The organism is Streptomyces sp. NPDC092369, from assembly GCF_044755245.1.
Lineage (GTDB): Bacteria > Actinomycetota > Actinomycetes > Streptomycetales > Streptomycetaceae > Streptomyces.
Map to the genome: position 1 here is coordinate 1,129,361 of NZ_JBIVQP010000001.1, position 17,600 is coordinate 1,146,960.

The following is a 17,600-nucleotide window of genomic DNA, read 5'->3' on the forward strand; positions in this document are numbered from 1 at the left end:
CGGCCCCCTCCTTGATCGTACGGTCGGGCGCTGCGGCTAGCATCCGGCCATGGAGCCCCAGCTGATGCACACGGTCACCGACTCCGTCGCCACGGTCGTCATCCATCACCCGGCCAAGCGCAATGCCATGACGGCCGCGATGTGGGCCGCGCTGCCGCCGCTGCTCGACGCGCTCGCGGGCGATCCGGAGGTGCGGGCACTGGTGCTGACCGGGGAGGGCGGCACGTTCTGCGCGGGGGCCGACATCTCGACGCTGCGGGGGTCGCCGAAGGAGGCCCAGTCGCTTGCGGTGGGTGCCGAGGATGCCCTCGCGGCCTTTCCGAAGCCGACGCTGGCCGCGATCCGCGGGCACTGCGTGGGCGGCGGCGCGCAGCTCGCGGCGGCCTGCGATCTGCGGTTCGCCGAGGAGGGTGCGCTGTTCGGGGTGACACCGGCCAAGCTGGGGATCGTGTACGCGTCCTCGTCCACGCGGCGGTTGGTGGCCTTGGTGGGTCCGGCCACCGCCAAGTACCTGCTGTTCTCGGGCGAGTTGATCGACACGGAGCGGGCGCTGCGCACCGGCCTGGTGGACGAGGTCCTTCCGGCGGGCGAACTCAGCCAGCGGGTCGCGGAGTTCACCAGGATCCTGGCCGCCCGCTCGCGGCTCACGCAGGCCGCGGCCAAGGAATTCGCGGGCGGGCGTACGGACAGGGACGGTTACTGGGCCGAGCAGGCGCGCGGCAGCGACGACACCGCGGAGGGGGTCGCCGCGTTCCTGGAGCGCAGGCGGCCGCGGTTCACGTGGTCGGTTCCGTTCCCAGGATGAACCGGCTCATCGAGCGGATCAATTCGACGACGTCCGCGGGCGCCTTCTGCGGGGACCCCGCGTCGTAGGGCGGCTGCGGGTCGTACTCGATGCCCAACTGCACGGCCTGGGCGACGACATCGCCCGACATACGGCCCAGCAGGGTGAGGCCCATGTCGATGCCCGAGGAGACCCCGGCCGCGGTGACGTACTTGCCGTCCGTGACGACCCGCTCCCCCGTCGGCTCGGCGCCGAACCTCTTCAGCTCGTCCAGGGCCAGCCAGTGCGAGGTCGCGCGGCGCCCGTCGAGCAGTCCCGCGGCGGCCAGCAGCAGCGAACCCGTGCACACGGACGTCGTCCAGGTGCTCGTGGCGTCGGCCGTGCGGATCCAGTCCAGCAGTGCCTCGTTCTCCATCTGCGGGGTCTGGCCGGGGCCGCCGGGGACGACCACGACGTCGGGGCCGGGCACCTCGGCCAGGGTCCTTTCGGCGATCAGCGCGAGGTTCCCGTTGTCGGTGCGGACGGGCCCGGTTTGCTCGGCGACGAAGACGACCTCGGAGTCCGGGAGGCGGCCCAGGGTCTCGTAGGGTCCGACGGCGTCGAGGGCGGTGAAGCGGTCGTAGAGGACGATGGCGAACTGCATGGGGTTCCCCCTTCGGTCTGCGGATGTATCAGCGGTCGGCGGATGTCCAGCCGATCTGCATGTGTCCAGCTGATCCGCGGGTGTTTCAGTGCGCGGGCGCCGGGCGGAACCGGCGGCGGTACTCGGCCGGTGCGGTGCCGAGGGATCTGACGAAGGCGCGCCGCATGGCCTCGGGCGTGCCGTAGCCGCAGGCGCGGGAGATCTCCTCGATGCCGTCGGAGGTGTCCTCCAGGAGGCGGCGGGCGTGTTCGAGGCGGACACGGTCGACGTAGCGGCCCGGTGTCATGCCGGTCTCGGTCTGGAAGGCGCGGGCGAAGTGGCGGGGCGAGAGGCCGGCGCGGGTCGCGAGGGCCTCCACGGACAGGTCGTCGCCGGGGTGCTCGGTAATCCACTGCTGGACCTCACGCAGCGGCTCCCGCTGCGCCGTCTGCGCGACGAGCTGGGCGCTGAACTGGGCCTGGTTTCCCGGGCGTCGGAGGAAGACGACGAGGTGGCGGGCGATGGAGAGGGCGGTCTCCCGGCCGATGTCCTCCTCGACCAGGGCGAGGGCGAGGTCGATGCCGGAGGTGACGCCGGCCGAGGTGGCGAGGTGTCCGTCGCGGATGTAGATGGGGTCCGGGTCGACCTCGACGGCCGGGTGGTCGCGGGCGAGCTTCTCGCACACCGACCAGTGGCTGGTCGCGCGGTGGCCGTCCAGCAGGCCCGCCTCGGCCAGCAGCAGCGCTCCCGTGCACACCGACACCAGCCTCTTCGCGCGCGTGCCGTGCGCACGCAGCCAGTCGACCAGGCGCGGGTCCGGACTGCGGGTGCCCGCGCCGCCGGGGACGAGCAGGGTGTGCGGGTCCGGCGCCTCCGTGAGCGCCTGGTCCGCTACGAGGGTGAGGCCGCTGGACGTGCGCACCGGGCCGCCGTCCAGGGAGGCCGTACGGATGCGGTACGAGCCCGGCACGCCCTTCTCCGCACCCGCGAACACCTCCACCGGGCCGGTGACGTCGAGGCTCTGGACGCCGTCGAAGAGGACGACGAGAACGGTTCGCTGCGCCATGCCGTCGATTCTCGGCGGGCGTGCACATGGCCGCAATGACGCGCTTCCCACCTTTCCTGCCATCCGGCTTTTCCACAGGGCGGCGCCCTGATCCCCGGGTGTCGGTGCGACCTGCCACAATTGCCGCGCAACCCCAGCGAGAAGGCGGTACGGGATCGTGACGACAGCCGGATCCATCGAACCAGGGTCCATCGAAGGCAGGATCGCCGAGGAACTCGGCGTACGGGAGCGGCAGGTCAAGGCGGCCGTAGAGCTGCTCGACGGCGGCTCGACGGTGCCTTTCATCGCGCGCTACCGCAAGGAAGCCACCGAGATGCTCGACGACGCGCAGCTGCGCACACTCGAGGAGCGGCTGCGCTACCTGCGGGAGCTGGAGGAGCGGCGCACGGCGATCCTGGAGTCGGTGCGCGAGCAGGGCAAGCTCACCGACGAGCTGGCCGCGCAGATCCGCGCCGCGGAGACCAAGGCGCGCCTTGAGGACATCTACCTGCCGTACAAGCCCAAGCGGCGCACCAAGGCGCAGATCGCGCGCGAGGCCGGTCTTGAGCCGCTGGCGGAGGGGCTGCTGGGCGACCCAACCGTGGAACCGCTGGCCGCGGCCGCCGCGTTCGTCGACGCCGACAAGGGCGTGGCCGATCCGCAGGCCGCCCTCGACGGCGCCCGGGCGATCCTCACCGAGCGGTTCGCGGAGGACGCCGACCTGATCGGCGAGCTGCGCGAGCGCATGTGGGCGCGTGGCCGCCTGGCCGCCAAGGTGCGGGAGGGCAAGGAGGAGGCGGGCGCCAAGTTCGCCGACTACTTCGACTTCGCCGAGCCGTTCACCGCCCTGCCCTCGCACCGGACCCTCGCCATGCTGCGCGGCGAGAAGGAGGAGGTCCTCGACCTCGTCCTGGAGCCGGAGGAGGCGACGGAGGGGCCTTCCTCGTACGAGGGGATCGTCGCCCACAGATTCGGGATCGCCGACCGCGGGCGCCCCGGTGACAAGTGGCTGACGGACACGGTCCGTTGGGCCTGGCGCACCCGGATCCTGGTGCACCTCGGCATCGACATGCGGCTGCGGCTGCGCACGGCCGCCGAGGACGAGGCGGTCAACGTCTTCGCCTCCAACCTCCGCGACCTGCTGCTCGCCGCCCCGGCCGGCACGCGCGCGACGCTCGGCCTGGACCCCGGCTTCCGGACCGGGGTGAAGGTCGCCGTCGTCGACGCGACCGGCAAGGTGGTGGCGACCGACGTCATCTACCCGCACGTCCCGGCGAACAAGTGGGACGAGGCGATCGCCAAGCTGTCCCGCCTCGCCAAGGAGCACGCGGTCGAGCTGATCGCGATCGGCAACGGCACGGCGTCCCGCGAGACCGACAAGCTCGCCGGTGAACTCATCACCAAGCACCCGGAGTTGAAGCTCACCAAGGTGATGGTGTCCGAGGCCGGCGCCTCCGTGTACTCGGCCTCCGCGTTCGCCTCGCAGGAGCTGCCCGACATGGACGTGTCGCTGCGCGGCGCCGTCTCCATCGCGCGCCGCCTCCAGGACCCGCTCGCCGAGCTGGTGAAGATCGACCCCAAGTCGATCGGCGTCGGCCAGTACCAGCACGACCTGTCCGAGGTGAAGCTGTCGCGCTCGCTCGACGCGGTGGTGGAGGACTGTGTGAACGGCGTCGGCGTGGACGTCAACACGGCGTCGGCCCCGCTGCTCTCCCGGGTCTCCGGCATCACCTCCGGACTCGCCGAGAACATCGTGGCCCACCGCGACTCCAACGGCCCGTTCACCTCGCGCGGCCAACTGAAGAACGTGGCACGGCTCGGCCCCAAGGCCTACGAGCAGTGCGCGGGCTTCCTGCGGATCCGCGGCGGCGACGACCCGCTGGACGCGTCCAGCGTGCACCCCGAGGCGTACCCGGTGGTCCGGCGCATGGTGAAGACGTCCGGGCAGGAGGTGGCCTCGCTCATCGGCAACACGGGTGTGCTGCGCTCGCTGAGGCCGACCGAGTTCGTGGACGAGACGTTCGGTCTGCCGACCGTGACGGACATCCTCAAGGAGCTGGAGAAGCCGGGTCGCGACCCGCGGCCCGCGTTCAAGACGGCGACCTTCAAGGACGGCGTCGAGAAGATCTCCGACCTCACTTCCGGGATGGTGCTGGAGGGCGTCGTCACGAACGTCGCCGCGTTCGGGGCGTTCATCGACATCGGTGTCCACCAGGACGGGCTCGCGCATGTGTCCGCGCTGTCGAAGACGTTCGTCAAGGACCCGCGTGAGGTCGTGAAGCCGGGTGACATCGTCAAGGTGAAGGTGCTCGACGTGGACATCCCGCGTAAGCGCATCTCGCTGACCCTGCGGCTCGATGACGAAGCGGCGCCGAAGGAGCAGGGGCAGCAGGGCGGCGGGGGTGACCGTCGGCAGCGGGGTGGGCGTCCGCCTCAGCAGCGGCAGCAGCGGCAAGGGGGTGGCGGTGGTTCGCGGCAAGCGGCTGCGCCGCCGGCCAACAGTGCGATGGCCGATGCTCTTCGCAAGGCGGGGTTGCTCAATCCCAAGGATGGCAAGCGCTGACGGCAGTGGGTAACTGCGGGGCCGTTGTGGCTGGTCGCGCAGTTACCCGCGCCCCTTTCGGGGCGCGTCCCCAACCGTCTCGCGAGAAGACCACGCGTTTCACCCTCCGCTAGCGCTCCTCGACCTTGCCCGCCGCTACCTCCAAGCGGCGCGTCACATGTACCGCGTCCAGCATGCGGCGGTCGTGGGTGACCAGGAGGAGGGTGCCCTCGTAGGCGTCGAGGGCGGACTCCAGTTGCTCGATGGCCGGTAGGTCGAGGTGGTTGGTGGGCTCGTCCAGGACCAGGAGGTTGACTCCTCGGCCCTGGAGGAGGGCCAGGGCCGACCTCGTGCGTTCGCCCGGGGAGAGGGTGGCCGCGGAGCGCATGACGTGGTGGGCCTTGAGGCCGAACTTGGCCAGGAGGGTGCGTACTTCGGCCGGTTCGGTGTCCGGGACGGCCGCGCAGAACGCGTCGAGCAGGGACTCCTCGCCGTGGAAGAGCTTGCGGGCCTGGTCGACCTCGCCGACCAGGACGCCGGAGCCGAGGGAGGCCGTACCGGAGTCGAGCGGGATGCGGCCGAGGAGGGCGCCGAGCAGGGTCGACTTGCCGGCGCCGTTCGCCCCGGTCACCGCCACCCGGTCCGCCCAGTCGATCTGGAGGGTGACCGGGCCGAAGGCGAAGTCGCCGCGGCGGATCTCGGCGTCCCGCAGGGTGGCCACGACGGCGCCCGAGCGCGGGGCCGAGGCGATCTCCATGCGCAGTTCCCACTCCTTGCGGGGCTCCTCGACGACGTCCAGGCGCTCGATCATGCGCTGGGTCTGCCGGGCCTTCGCGGCCTGCTTCTCACTGGCCTCGCTGCGGAACTTGCGGCCGATCTTGTCGTTGTCGTTGTTCGCCTTGCGCCGGGCGTTCTTGACGCCCTTGTCCATCCAGGAGCGCTGCATCTGGGCGCGGTCCTGGAGCGCGGAGCGCTTGTCGGCGTACTCGTCGAAGTCGTCGCGGGCGTGCCGACGGGCCACCTCCCGCTCCTCCAGGTAGGCCTCGTAGCCGCCGCCGTAGAGGGTGATCTGCTGCTGGGCCAGGTCGAGTTCGAGGACCTTGGTGACCGTGCGGGTGAGGAACTCGCGGTCGTGGCTGACGACGACGGTGCCGGCGCGCAGGCCTGAGACGAAGCGCTCCAGGCGCTCCAGGCCGTCCAGGTCGAGGTCGTTGGTGGGCTCGTCGAGGAGGAAGACGTCGTAGCGGGACAGGAGCAGGGAGGCCAGTCCGGCGCGGGCCGCCTGGCCGCCGGAGAGGGCGGTCATGGGCTGGTCGAGGTCCACGGACAGGCCCAGGGAGTCGGTGACCTCCGCGGCCCGCTCGTCGAGGTCGGCGCCGCCGAGGTCGAGCCAGCGCTCCAGGCTCGTCGAGTAGGCGTCGTCGGCGCCGGGCGCGCCGTCGACCAGCGCCTGGGTGGCCTCGTCCATCACCCGCTGGGCCTCGGCGACGCCGGTGCGGCGGGCGAGGAACTCCCGGACCGTCTCGCCGGGCCGGCGCTCGGGCTCCTGCGGGAGGTGGCCGACGGTGGCGCTCGGCGGGGAGAGCCTGAGCTCCCCCTCCTCGGGAGCGAGCAGGCCCGCGAGCATCTTGAGCAGCGTGGACTTGCCCGCGCCGTTGGCGCCGACCAACCCGATCACGTCGCCGGGCGCGACGACGAGGTCGAGCCCGGCGAAGAGGGAGCGGTCACCGTGGCCGGCGGCGAGATTCTTGGCGACGAGGGTGGCAGTCATCAGACCGCCGATCCTAACGGCCGGGCGCGGTCTCCCGCCGCCGGGTTCTCACCGCGCCATCGCCTCCACCAGCACACTCCCGGCGGTCCGTGCCACCACGAAGGACTCCCCCTTCACCGCCTTGGCGTCCAGGGCGATGCGGTGGCGGCCCGGTTCGAGGACGCCGTCGAAGACCTCGTGGGCGTGGGCGCGGTAGAGGCGGTCGAGGCGGTACGCGGTGAGGCTGACCCGGCAGGACGAGGTGACCTCGACGCCCGCCTCGCCGTCGGCGGCGACCAGGTGGGTGAGGCGGCGCAGTTCCACCGGGCTGCGGTCCAGGGCGTGTTCGATCTGGGCGACGAGCAGCGGGACTATCGGGGCGAGGCCGTCGACGTAGGCGACGTCGACGCCGGCCTGTTCGAAGGCACGGCGTACGGAGGCACGTTCCTGCTCGGCGACCGCGCGGCCGAAGGCGACGGCGCCGTAGCCGCGCAGTTCGTCGGTGTGGACGCCGTCGGTGTCGTGGGCGATGTCGGCGCCGATGCCGATGATGCGCAGGGCGGCGGCGAGTCTGGCGAGCAGGGCGACGCGGGCGCCGATCAGCAGAACCCGGCGGCGGGTGCCGCCCGGGCCTTCGTCGAGGAGGGCCGCCAGTGCCTCGCGGTACTCGGTGCCGGCGAAGCGCAACGGCCCTATGCCGTGGTAGCCGTTGAGCTCCAGGTCGGCGTGTTCGTCGGTCTGCCAGGCGAAGTCCCGCCAGATGTAGTCGGCGCCGTCCTTCTCGATGACCGCGGTGACGGCGCCGCAGGCCAGGTCGGCGCACTCGGGGCAGCCGTAGATGACGTAACGCCCGCCCGGAAGCGGGGCGTCCGCCTCCAGCAGCAGGCTGCGGACCTGTTCGGTGAAGATCGCGGGTGGGATGTCGGAGGCCAGTGGGGAGACGGCATCGAGGTCGGAGAGCTGGAACAGCAGCGGTCGTCCGTCGACGATGAAGTCCAGGAAGTCCCGGTGAACCTGGTAGTCACCATTGACGAGGACTCCACCGGCACGCATCGCCGGTGCCAGGCCGAAGGTCGCGTACTCGGCAGACATGCTGTGAGTATTCCCGCAGCGACAGCGATCTGCGCACGGCATGGGACATTCCGCTACGGTCCCGGGATGGAGAGCGGATCGAACAGCGATGTCATCGTGATCGGTGGCGGGGTCGTCGGTCTGACCACGGCCGTCGTCCTCGCCGAACGCGGGATACGGGTGCGGGTCTGGTCCCGGGATCCCGCCGAGCGCACGACCTCGGCCGTTGCCGGGGCGCTCTGGTGGCCGTACCGGATCGAACCGGAGGCGCGGGCCGGCGCGTGGGCGCTGCGCGCGCTGGGCGTGTACGAGGAGTTGGCCGCGCGGCCCGCACAGACGGGCGTACGCATGGCCGAGGGCGTACTCGGTGAGACGCGGCTGGACGAGCTGGGGCCGTGGGCGGCCCGGGTGCCGGGGCTGCGGGCGGCGACGGGCGACGAGTACACGGGGACGGGCCTGTGGGCGCGGTTGCCGCTCATCGACATGCCGGCCCATCTGCCGTGGCTGCTCGGCCGGTTGGCGAAGGCGGGCGGGGTGGTCGAGGAGCGAACGGTGGCCGCGCTCGCGGAGGCGGACGCCCCGGTGGTGGTCAACTGCTCGGGCCTCGGCGCCCGTGAGCTGGTGCCGGACGCGCACGTGTATCCGGTGCGGGGGCAGTTGGTCGTGGTGGAGAACCCCGGGATCGACACCTGGCTGGTCACCACCGGCGCCGACGGCGAGATGGCGTACTTCTTCCCGCAGCCCGGCCGACTCCTGCTCGGTGGCACGGCCGACGAGCACGCGTGGTCCACGGAACCGGATCCGGCGGTGGCCGAGGCGATCGTACGGCGGTGTGCGGCGCTGCGGCCGGAGATCGCCGGGGCGCGGGTGCTGGAGCACCGGGTGGGGCTGCGGCCGGCCCGGGACGCGGTCCGGTTGGAGAGTGAAGTCCTCGCGGACGGGCGGGTGTTGGTGCACAACTACGGTCACGGCGGGGCGGGGGTGACGGTGGCCTGGGGGTGCGCGGAGGAGGCGGCCGCGCTCGCCGTCGGCGCCGGAGCTGCGGGGTGAGCCGGGGGTGAGCCCCACCCCGGCGCATCTCAACGGCGAGCAGGCCGTGCCGAGTTCCGTCCCAGCCGTACCCCTCAGCCGTGGTCGTGCCCCAAGGGGTCGCCCTCCGTACCGGTGCCGGGGCCCGGGCCGACCTTGATCTCGAAGTCGCCGTCGTACTTCTTGTGGCCCTCGATCACGGCGAGTTCGACGGCCTCGGAGCCCATCTCGCCGCGCACGATGACCGGGTCGCGGCGCAGGTCGCGGACGAGGGCGACACACATGCCGATCATCACCAGGACGAAGGGCGCGGCGGCCAGGATGGTGAGGTTCTGCAGGCCGGTGAGGGCGTCGTCCTCACCGCTGCCGACGAGCAGCATGATCGCGGCGACGGCTCCGGTGACCACGCCCCAGAACACCACGACGAACCGGCCGGGTTCGAGGGCGCCCTTCTGGGAGAGCGTGCCCATCACGATGGAGGCGGCGTCGGCACCCGAGACGAAGAAGATGCCGACCAGGATCATCACCAGAAGGCTCGTGGCGGTCGCGATGGGGAACTCCTGGAGGACGCCGAAGAGTTGGGCCTCGGGCGTCGACTTGCCGCCCAGCGCGCCGCCCTCCTTCAGCTTCATCGCCGTACCGCCGAAGACCGCGAACCAGACCAGGCTGACCGTGCTGGGGACGAGGATGACGCCGCCGACGAACTGCCGGATGGTGCGGCCGCGGCTGATCCTGGCGATGAACATGCCGACGAAGGGCGTCCAGGAGATCCACCAGGCCCAGTAGAAGACGGTCCAGCTGCCCAGCCAGTCCGCGACGCCCTTGCCGCCGCTGGCCTCCGTGCGGCCCGCGAGCTGGGGCAGGTCGCCCAGGTAGGCGAAGATCGAGGTGGGCAGCAGGTCCAGGACGATGATCGTGGGGCCCGCGACGAAGACGAAGACCGCCAGGATCAGCGCCAGCACCATGTTGATGTTGGACAGCCACTGGATGCCCTTCTCCACGCCGGAGACCGCCGAGGCGACGAACGCCAGGGTGAGCACGGCGATGATGGCGACGAGCAGACCGGTGCTGACGTCGTCCATCCAGTCCAACTCCTGGAATCCGGAGCCGATCTGGAGGGCGCCGAGGCCGAGGGAGGCCGCGGAGCCGAAGACGGTGGCGATGATCGCGAGGATGTCGATGACCCGCCCGGCGGCGCCGTTCGCGTGCCGCTCCCCGATGAGCGGGGTGAACACCGCGCTGATGGTCTGGCGGCGGCGCTTGCGGAAGGTGCTGTAGGCGATGCCGAGGCCGACCACCGCGTAGATCGCCCAGGGGTGCAGCGTCCAGTGGAAGAGGGTGGTGGCCATCGCCGTCTGCATCCGCTCGCCGGAGTCGGCGGGGGGCGTACCGGGCGGCGGGCTCGTGTAGTGCGCGAGCGGTTCGCTGACGCCGTAGAACATCAGGCCGATGCCCATGCCGGCGCTGAACATCATCGCGACCCAGGACACCGTGCGGAACTCGGGTTCCTCGCCCTCGGCGCCGAGGTGGATGCGGCCGTAGCGGCTGATCGCCAGCCACAGGGCGAAGGCCACGAAGCACGAGGCGGACAGCATGAAGGCCCAACCGCCGTTGTGGATCAGGCCGTTGAGCATCGTCGTGGAGACGCTCTCCAGGGAGTCCGTGGCCGCCCAGCCCCAGATCACGAAGGCCACGGTGATGGCGGCGGTGACACCGAACACCACCCGGTCGGTGTGGTTGCGGGGAGGGGCCGACGCCCCTTCCCCGTCGCCTCCCCGCTGCGGATCGTCGGTCATCGGCTGCACCTTCCCCTGGGTGTTTTGCTCATTTCTGTTGGGCTTTGCCCCAAGGGCCTATCACAGGTGGCGTGGTCCGGGCGGGCGCGGCGCTCGGTCCCGGTCCGAGTCGTGGTTTCAGCTATGCCTGAAACGTCTGGCGGTGCCATGTCAGGCGACCCCACGCTGACCCCAGGACGAGACCGAACCACTCAGACCTCGGGGGAATCGGATGAGGCAGAAGAAGTCGATCAGAGCGATGTTCGCCGCCGTGCTGTGCGCGGGGGCCCTGTTCACCGCGACGGGCACCGCGGACGCCGTGCAGGAGAGGCCCGACGGAGGCACCTCCGTCCTGGTCCTGAACACGTTCCAGAGCCTGGGCACGCTGCGCTGCATGGACGACAGCAACTCCTTCGGCTTCCGCACCTACCCCTGCAACGGCGGCATCTACCAGAACTGGGATGTCCACGTCTTCAACGACGGCACGCGCCGCTTCCAGAACCAGGCCACGGGGCGCTGTCTCTATGACGGCCCGGCCGGGTTCAGCACGCAGTTCTGCGGCAGCTCCGAGTCCGTGAGCTGGTACATCGTCCGCCACCACGAGGTGCGCCTGACCTTCCGCAACCAGTACACCGGCGACTGCATCGACGACAGCGACGACAGCGGCTTCCGCACCACCGGCTGCAACGGCGGCATCTACCAGGACTGGGTCTGACGCCCCACCACACGGAGAAGAGGCGCACATGGCCGACGAGATGGTGGAACGCGCGCAGCAGTTCATCAACTCTTACAACGTGTCCGGCATCCCGAAGGTGGAGGTGAACGGGAAGACCAGCTGGACGGTGATGTACGCCCTGACCCGGGCGCTCCAGTACGAGTTGGGCATCACCTCGCTGTCGGACACCTTCGGTCCGACGACACTGAGCACGCTCCAGTCCCGGTTCGGGGCGCAGATCGACGACGGGACCAGAAACGACAAGGTCTACCGGATCATCCAGTCGGGCCTGTACTGCAAGGGCTACGACGGCGGCGGCATCGACGGCACCTACAGCGGCAGGACCGCGGACTCGGTCGCCGAGCTCAAGTCCGACATGGGCGTGGGCGGGGCCTATCCGGGCAGCGGGCTGCAGCCGAAGGTGTTCAAGGCGCTGCTCACGATGGACCCCTACGTCCGGGTGGGCAACGGCACCGAGCAGGTGCGCACGATCCAGCAGTGGCTCAACGGGCGGTACGTGAAGCGCCGGGAGTTCTTCATCTGCCCGGCCGACGGGAACTTCTCCCGGGACGTGCAGAAGGCCTTGGTCTTCGCCCTCCAGTACGAGATCGGCATGAGCGACGACGTCGCCAACGGGCGTTTCGGGCCCGGTACTCAGGACGGCGTCCGGGCGCAGGCGATGCTCGGACTCGGTTCCGCCGACGGCGCCAAGCAGTTCGTGCACCTGTTCCAGGCGGCGATGCGGTTCAACGGCTGGGACGTCGAGTTCGACGGCTTCTACTCGGGGTCGCTGCTCAGCACCGTCGTGGACTTCCAGCGGTTCGCCCAACTCCTGCCCACCACGGGCACCGCGGACTTCCGCACCTGGGCCTCGCTGCTGGTCAGCACCGGCGACCCGAGCAGGGCCGGCACCGCGGCCGACTGCATCACCGAGATCACCCCGGCCCGCGCCCAGGCGCTGCGCGCCGCCGGATACACCACGGTGGGGCGGTACTTGACCAACGCGAACGTCACCAACCCGAAGAACAAGAAGATCCAGCCCGGGGAACTCGCCAACATCGTCGCGGGCGGCCTCTCGGTCTTCCCGATCTACCAGACCAACGGCGGCGATCCGGAGTACTTCAACGCGCAGCAGGGCGCCACGGACGCCCTGGCGGCCCTGGAGGCGGCTCGGGGACACGGCTTCAAGGCAGGCACCATCCTCTACTTCTCCGTCGACTACGACGCCGTCGACGAGGAGATCACCAGCCGGGTCATCCCGCACTTCCGCGGCCTGGTGGGCCGTATGACCGCTTACGGCAGCGAGTACCGCGTCGGTGTCTACGCGCCGCGGAACATCTGCAGCCGGCTCTCCAAGGCCGGTCTGACGGTGGCCAGTTTCGTATCCGACATGTCGACCGGATACAGCGGCAACCTGGGCTTCCCGCTGCCGAAGGACTGGGCCTTCGACCAGATCGCGACGATCACGGTGGGCTCGGGCACCGGGTTCATCGAGATCGACAAGGACGTGGCGTCCGGCCGCGACGTCGGACAGAGCCAGTTCGCGCCCCGGGGGCCGGACACCGCGCTGGACGTGCCCTTCGACATGAGCATGCGAGGTGGGCTGACCTCGGGTCTCGTCAACTACATCGTGGCCAACGGCCACGACGACTGGTACCGCGCCCGCAGTGCCGAGGAGTGCATCGCGAAGGTCCTCGACATGGACGCGCTGATCACGGGACTCGCGCGGTCCTTCCGGATGCGCAAGTCGCTCATCCAGGCCGTGGTCTTCTGGGAGTACCAGGCCGACTTCACCGACGAGGGCGTGGATGTGCTGGTCGACGCCTATTACAACTGGAAGGACGCGCAGGCCGCCTGGGAGCAGAACCCCGTCGGGTCACCGCCCACCCCGCCGACCCCGACCTTTGACGACTCCAGCACGGGCGTCGCCCAGATCTTCGGCAGGACCGCGATCAGGGCCCGTAACCACTGCATCGACGCGGACGTGATCTCGGCCCCGATCCAGGACCCGGAGGACTGGCGGGCCCGCCGGGCGGTCTGGAACCAACTGCGCAACGACGACGACTACAACGTGAGCACCGTCCCGCTGATCCACATCTGGTCCGCCTCCCTCAAGGGCGTCACCACCGACCGGCTGCGCTACTCCGACGCCGACAACGTCACGGTGCTCGCGCGCTACAACGGCACCACCGAGGACGCACAGGAGTACGGCCGCCGAGCGCGCGACCTCTACAACATTTTCGAGGCCTACAACGCAGTCGTGCGCGGCTGAAGGGGGAACCGGCATGCAGATCAGAGACACGGACGGACCGGGCGGCAGAGGCCTGCCGCGGCGGACCCTGCTGCTCACCGGACTCGCGGGGGCGGTGGCGGCCGGCATCTCCCTGCCGACGGCCGCTCCCGCCTCGGCGGCGGCCGGTACCACCAGTGCGAACGGATGGCCCGTCACCACCGCCGGCATCAGCACCCTGCCTGTGCCGGGCACCCCGGCCTCCGTCGCACTGCTGGACGGGGACGTATCCACGGTGCTCGTCCACGTCATCCGCCGCTTCCACTACGAGGTCGAGGAGGTGGCCCGCCACGAACTGGCCGGGCACCGGACCGCCGCAGGGCTGACCGGGCACCGCACCAACTACGCCTCCGGGACCGCCGTGGCCGTCCGCCCTGACGCCTATCCACTCGGCGCGGAGGGCGTGCTGTTCCCGCAGCAGGAGCGGGCGGTGCGGGACATCGTCCGGGAGTGCGAGGGCGTGGTGGCCTGGGGCGGCCGGCTGCGCCGGCCGCACGTGGCGCACTTCCAGATCGACGTCCGCCCCGGTGACCCCCGGCTGCGGCGGCTGGCCGCCCGGATCGGGGGCTGGTCTCAACTCCCGGGCGAGGGCGCGGGGGTGTTCCCGCTGGCCGCCTGACCGGAACCCCACCTGGCCGCCGGGCTCGTATGCCCGGCGGCCGGCTGCGCTCCGCTCTCCGGCCAGCGTTGCGGGATGCCGCGCCGCCCGTCCAGGAGTGCCTGCCCGAGCGGTGTCGTGCTGTGGTGGACGCCCTGTCCCCGGCGTTGGGTGACGATCAGGCCCGCCTCGCGCAGGGCCGCAGCGTGCTGCGAGACCGTCGCCGGGGACACGATGAGCCGCCGGGCCAGCTCACCGGTCGACCCGCCCGACGCGGCCGCGGACAGCAGCTCGGCACGCGTGCGGCCCAGCAGGGTGCGCAGCGCCTCGCGTCCGTCGCTGACCGGCCCGTCCTCCTCCTGGGCCCAGCCGAGGTCGTGGGCGACCGGATAGACGATCACCGGGGGACGGACCGGGTCGCGCAGGGTGATCGGCGCGCGCCGGCAGAAGAACGACGGCACCAGAAGCAGTCCGCGGCCCTCCAGGTGGATGTCCCGGTCGTACGCGCTGGCCATGGTGAGCACGCCCGACTCCCAGCGCAGGCCCGGGTGGACGGTGGCCAGCATGGCTTCGGTGCCCCCGTCGAGGACGGCCCGCGCCCGCAGCGCGCGGTCCGCCTCGACCGTCGTGCGCACCCGCGCCCAGTGCGGGCGCAGGGCGTGGTCGAAATAGCCGCGCAGGGCCGCGCCGAGGCGGCCCAGTGTGCCGGTGTCGCCCTCGGCGAGGGGCCGGGTCCACGTCCCGACGCGGCGGGCGGCGGCCACCCCGGCCACGTCCCGGCGCAGCAGCTTGCGCGGGGTGGACAGGACGGCGTCGATCCCCGCGTCCAGTTCGTTGCGGTCGAGCGCCGGGGTGAGGAAGTCGGCCGAGTAGCCTCGGGGCGGGGCCAGATCGAGCAGCATGCGGACGCCGGCGGGCAGCTGGGCGCGGACGTGCCGCCGCCAGGGCCCGAACACGACCGCCCCGTCGCAGCCGGCGAGCAGGTGCAGGCTGAGCAGGACCTCCCACATGGGATGCGGTCCGCTCGCGACCCGTATCCGGGCCAGATCGGCGTCCGTGAAATGGAACTTCAGCATGGTGGTTCCCCCGTGGTGGTGCGTCGTGCGCTGTGGTCAGGGGCCGTGTCACGCCGTGGTCAGCAGCGGTTCCACGCTGTGGTCAGCAGCGGTGGCGGTCCCCGAGTCCGTCGGCCCACGGCGCGGACGCCGTGGGCCGACGGTCCGTCAACTTCCGTCCGGTACGCGGTGGGTGCGCGGCACGCGGACCCCGTCGAGGTCCGTCGCTTCCGCCGCCGCGCCGGATGTGCCCGAGGTGGCGTGCCGGAACGCGGACGCGCCGCCGACCAGCGGAACGCGCGCGGACGTACGCGCCAGGTCGACGGTGAGCGTCGGCGTGTCGGCCGGCGGATCGATGAGGTCCTTGTCGGTGCCCGCGACGATCAGGGCGAGGCGGTGTCCCGCCGGGACGACGTGGTCGGTCGCCGCGAGGTCGAGGGTGATGGTGTACGCCTTGCCCGGGGTGAGCGCAACTCCCCTGCGGTCGGAGGCGTAGTTGCCGAGGTCGGCCCAACCGCGGCTGACCACCGTGTAGTCGACGTCGGCCTTCTTCGCCGCGGTGTTCTTGAAGCAGGCGCTGTCGCCCGTGGTGCTCGCGCCCCAGCAACTGCGGTCGGTGAGCGTGCTGATGCCCTCGCCGCCGGCCGCGTAGTCACGGATCGTGTCGGGGCCCAGGTCGACCAGGACGGCGGAGAGGTGGGCCGTCGGGGTGGTCGGGGTCGCGGTGACGGTGACCTTGGATGAGCCGGACACGCGCAGGTCGCCGCTGAGCGGCTTCGTCACGAAACCCGCCTTGGCGGGGGTCGAGGTGTCGATCTGGGCGGCCCAGTCGGTCTCGCTCAGCTGCGGGTCGTCGGTGAAGGTCTCGGTGCCGTCGCCCTTGGTGAGGCCGAGGGTGCCGACTCCGGCCTGGGTGCCCTGGTCGGGGCGCAGGGTCGTGGTGGCCGTGCCTCGCGGGGGCCAGACCGAGGAGGTGACCCACTGGTCGGGGTGGCGCTCGACGTCGGCCATCGGCTCGCGGTCGATTCCGTTGTCGTAGCCGAGGAGTTCGTGGTCGAACCAGCGGTGCAGGGTGTCGACCCAGGCGCCGCGGCGGAAGTCGAAGGGGTCGACGTGGCCGGTCTGGGAGAGCCAGATCTTGCGCTCGACGCCGTTCTTGGCGAGGGCGTCCCACCACTGGCCGAAGTGCTTGGTGCGGACGTTGAGGTCCTGGAGGCCGTGGGTCAGGAAGACGCTCGCCCTGACCTTGCTCGCGTCCTTCACGTAGTCGCGCTCGGTCCAGAACTTCGTCCAGTCACCGGTGCGCGGGGCTCCGTCGACGATCTTCTGCTGGACGGCGGCGCACTTGGCGCGGGCGTCCGGGCTGTCGACGTAGTCGGAGAGCCAGTCGGGGCCCGAGTCGTACAGGGGCGCGCCCTTGGCGAAGTAGTAGTCGTACCAGGAGGAGATGGCGCTGATCGGGACGATCGTCTTCAGGCCCTTGACCCCGGTGGCGGCGACGCCGTTGGCGATCGTGCCGTCCCAGCTCTTGCCGATCATGCCCGTCTTGCCGTTGGTCCAACTCGCCTTGGCGCGTGCGGTTCCGGTGCGGGTGGTGTACGCCTTGGCGCGGCCGTTCAGCCAGTCGACGACGGCCTTCGCGGACTGGATGTCGGAGCGGCCACCGACGTCGACGCAGCCGTCGGAGCGGTTGGTGCCGGCGAGGTCGACACCGACGAACGCGTAGCCGCGGGGTACGAAGTAGTTGTCGTAGAAGAGCGGCATCTGGACGACGTCACCATGGGCGTCGTACGTCTTCAGCTGGCCCTCGTTGCCGCGTCCGCAGCAGGAGTAGTACGGGCTGGCGTCCATGATGACGGGGATCTTGCGGCCCTGCTGGGCCGGTTCGCGGGGCCGGACGATGTCCACGGCCACGCGGTCGTGCCGGCCGTCGCCGTCGCCGTCGAGGCCGGTGTCCACCCAGACGGCCTCGCGGACAGCGTTGTCGTAGGAGTAGACAGGTTGGCTCTCCCGAGGGGCCGCGTGGGCCGCGATCGGGGTGAGGAACGCGGCCATGAGGGCGGCGATGGCCGCCGTCGCGAGCGGTCTCCAGGTCGTGAAGCGCGTGCGTGTCGGCATGCGCGGGACGGTACCTCGGTCAACTCCCGCACAGAAGAGGACTATGCGCGAACTGTGGCGCCCCTGTGGCCGAATAAGGCCCCTGCGTGGACCTCGCTCATGTCGGCCGAATGGCGATCGTGTGACAGGAGGGGCCGTGGACAGGGATGGGTGCACAGAGACTGAATAGGCTTCGAACAGCCTTCGTGCCCCCAACACTTGGAGCC

The 17,600-nt window shown here is 71.0% G+C and carries 13 protein-coding genes; 6 read left to right on the forward strand and 7 right to left on the reverse strand.

Annotation, left to right across the window (positions count from 1 at the left end):
- The first annotated feature begins 49 nt into the window (after window positions 1–49).
- Window positions 50–805, forward strand: a complete 756-nt coding sequence (locus tag ACIQI8_RS05060) for an enoyl-CoA hydratase/isomerase family protein (protein ID WP_402345036.1) — start codon at window positions 50–52, stop codon at window positions 803–805.
- Here the strand turns inward: ACIQI8_RS05060 and ACIQI8_RS05065 are convergent.
- Complete coding sequence (locus ACIQI8_RS05065; protein WP_402345038.1) at window positions 777–1,427, reverse strand: DJ-1/PfpI family protein; 651 nt, start codon at window positions 1,425–1,427, stop codon at window positions 777–779. The genes ACIQI8_RS05060 and ACIQI8_RS05065 overlap by 29 nt on opposite strands.
- Before the next feature lie 85 nt (window positions 1,428–1,512).
- Window positions 1,513–2,472 carry a GlxA family transcriptional regulator gene (locus ACIQI8_RS05070; protein ID WP_402345039.1) on the reverse strand — a complete coding sequence of 320 codons (960 nt, stop codon included), beginning with the start codon at window positions 2,470–2,472 and terminating at the stop codon, window positions 1,513–1,515.
- A 157-nt stretch (window positions 2,473–2,629) separates the two neighbouring features.
- Between ACIQI8_RS05070 and ACIQI8_RS05075 the strand changes: the two genes are divergently transcribed.
- Complete coding sequence (locus ACIQI8_RS05075; protein ID WP_402345040.1) at window positions 2,630–5,014, forward strand: Tex family protein; 2,385 nt, start codon at window positions 2,630–2,632, stop codon at window positions 5,012–5,014.
- Between the two features lie 109 nt (window positions 5,015–5,123).
- Here ACIQI8_RS05075 and ACIQI8_RS05080 read toward each other — a convergent pair whose 3' ends face one another.
- Entirely contained in the window at window positions 5,124–6,764 is a 1,641-nt protein-coding gene (locus ACIQI8_RS05080) for an ABC-F family ATP-binding cassette domain-containing protein (RefSeq protein WP_402345042.1), read from the reverse strand.
- 48 nt (window positions 6,765–6,812) lie between these two features.
- Window positions 6,813–7,835: an oxidoreductase gene (locus tag ACIQI8_RS05085; protein ID WP_402345043.1), complete on the reverse strand. Its 1,023-nt coding sequence runs from the start codon at window positions 7,833–7,835 to the stop codon at window positions 6,813–6,815.
- A 66-nt stretch (window positions 7,836–7,901) separates the two neighbouring features.
- On the opposite strand from ACIQI8_RS05085, the gene ACIQI8_RS05090 reads away from it, so the two are divergent.
- Window positions 7,902–8,864 carry an FAD-dependent oxidoreductase gene (locus tag ACIQI8_RS05090; protein ID WP_402345045.1) on the forward strand — a complete coding sequence of 321 codons (963 nt, stop codon included), beginning with the start codon at window positions 7,902–7,904 and terminating at the stop codon, window positions 8,862–8,864.
- A gap of 74 nt (window positions 8,865–8,938) precedes the next feature.
- Here ACIQI8_RS05090 and ACIQI8_RS05095 read toward each other — a convergent pair whose 3' ends face one another.
- A complete protein-coding gene (locus ACIQI8_RS05095; protein WP_402345047.1) occupies window positions 8,939–10,639 on the reverse strand; it encodes a BCCT family transporter in 1,701 nt (566 codons plus the stop codon).
- A 211-nt stretch (window positions 10,640–10,850) separates the two neighbouring features.
- On the opposite strand from ACIQI8_RS05095, the gene ACIQI8_RS05100 reads away from it, so the two are divergent.
- From ACIQI8_RS05100 to ACIQI8_RS05110, 3 genes are read left to right on the forward strand one after another with little or no spacing between them, the layout of a single operon-like run.
- Complete coding sequence (locus tag ACIQI8_RS05100) at window positions 10,851–11,333, forward strand: RICIN domain-containing protein (protein ID WP_402345051.1); 483 nt, start codon at window positions 10,851–10,853, stop codon at window positions 11,331–11,333.
- A 28-nt stretch (window positions 11,334–11,361) separates the two neighbouring features.
- Window positions 11,362–13,605, forward strand: coding sequence for a glycoside hydrolase domain-containing protein (locus tag ACIQI8_RS05105; RefSeq protein WP_402345052.1), 2,244 nt, complete (start codon window positions 11,362–11,364; stop codon window positions 13,603–13,605).
- A gap of 13 nt (window positions 13,606–13,618) precedes the next feature.
- Window positions 13,619–14,242, forward strand: a complete 624-nt coding sequence (locus ACIQI8_RS05110) for a hypothetical protein (RefSeq protein WP_402345054.1) — start codon at window positions 13,619–13,621, stop codon at window positions 14,240–14,242.
- Here the strand turns inward: ACIQI8_RS05110 and ACIQI8_RS05115 are convergent.
- Together ACIQI8_RS05115 and ACIQI8_RS05120 are read right to left on the reverse strand one after the other, a co-directional pair.
- Window positions 14,197–15,297: an ArsR family transcriptional regulator gene (locus ACIQI8_RS05115; RefSeq protein WP_402345056.1), complete on the reverse strand. Its 1,101-nt coding sequence runs from the start codon at window positions 15,295–15,297 to the stop codon at window positions 14,197–14,199. The genes ACIQI8_RS05110 and ACIQI8_RS05115 overlap by 46 nt on opposite strands.
- Before the next feature lie 147 nt (window positions 15,298–15,444).
- Window positions 15,445–17,394, reverse strand: a complete 1,950-nt coding sequence (locus tag ACIQI8_RS05120) for a Xaa-Pro dipeptidyl-peptidase (RefSeq protein WP_402345058.1) — start codon at window positions 17,392–17,394, stop codon at window positions 15,445–15,447.
- Between the last annotated feature and the right edge of the window lie 206 nt (window positions 17,395–17,600).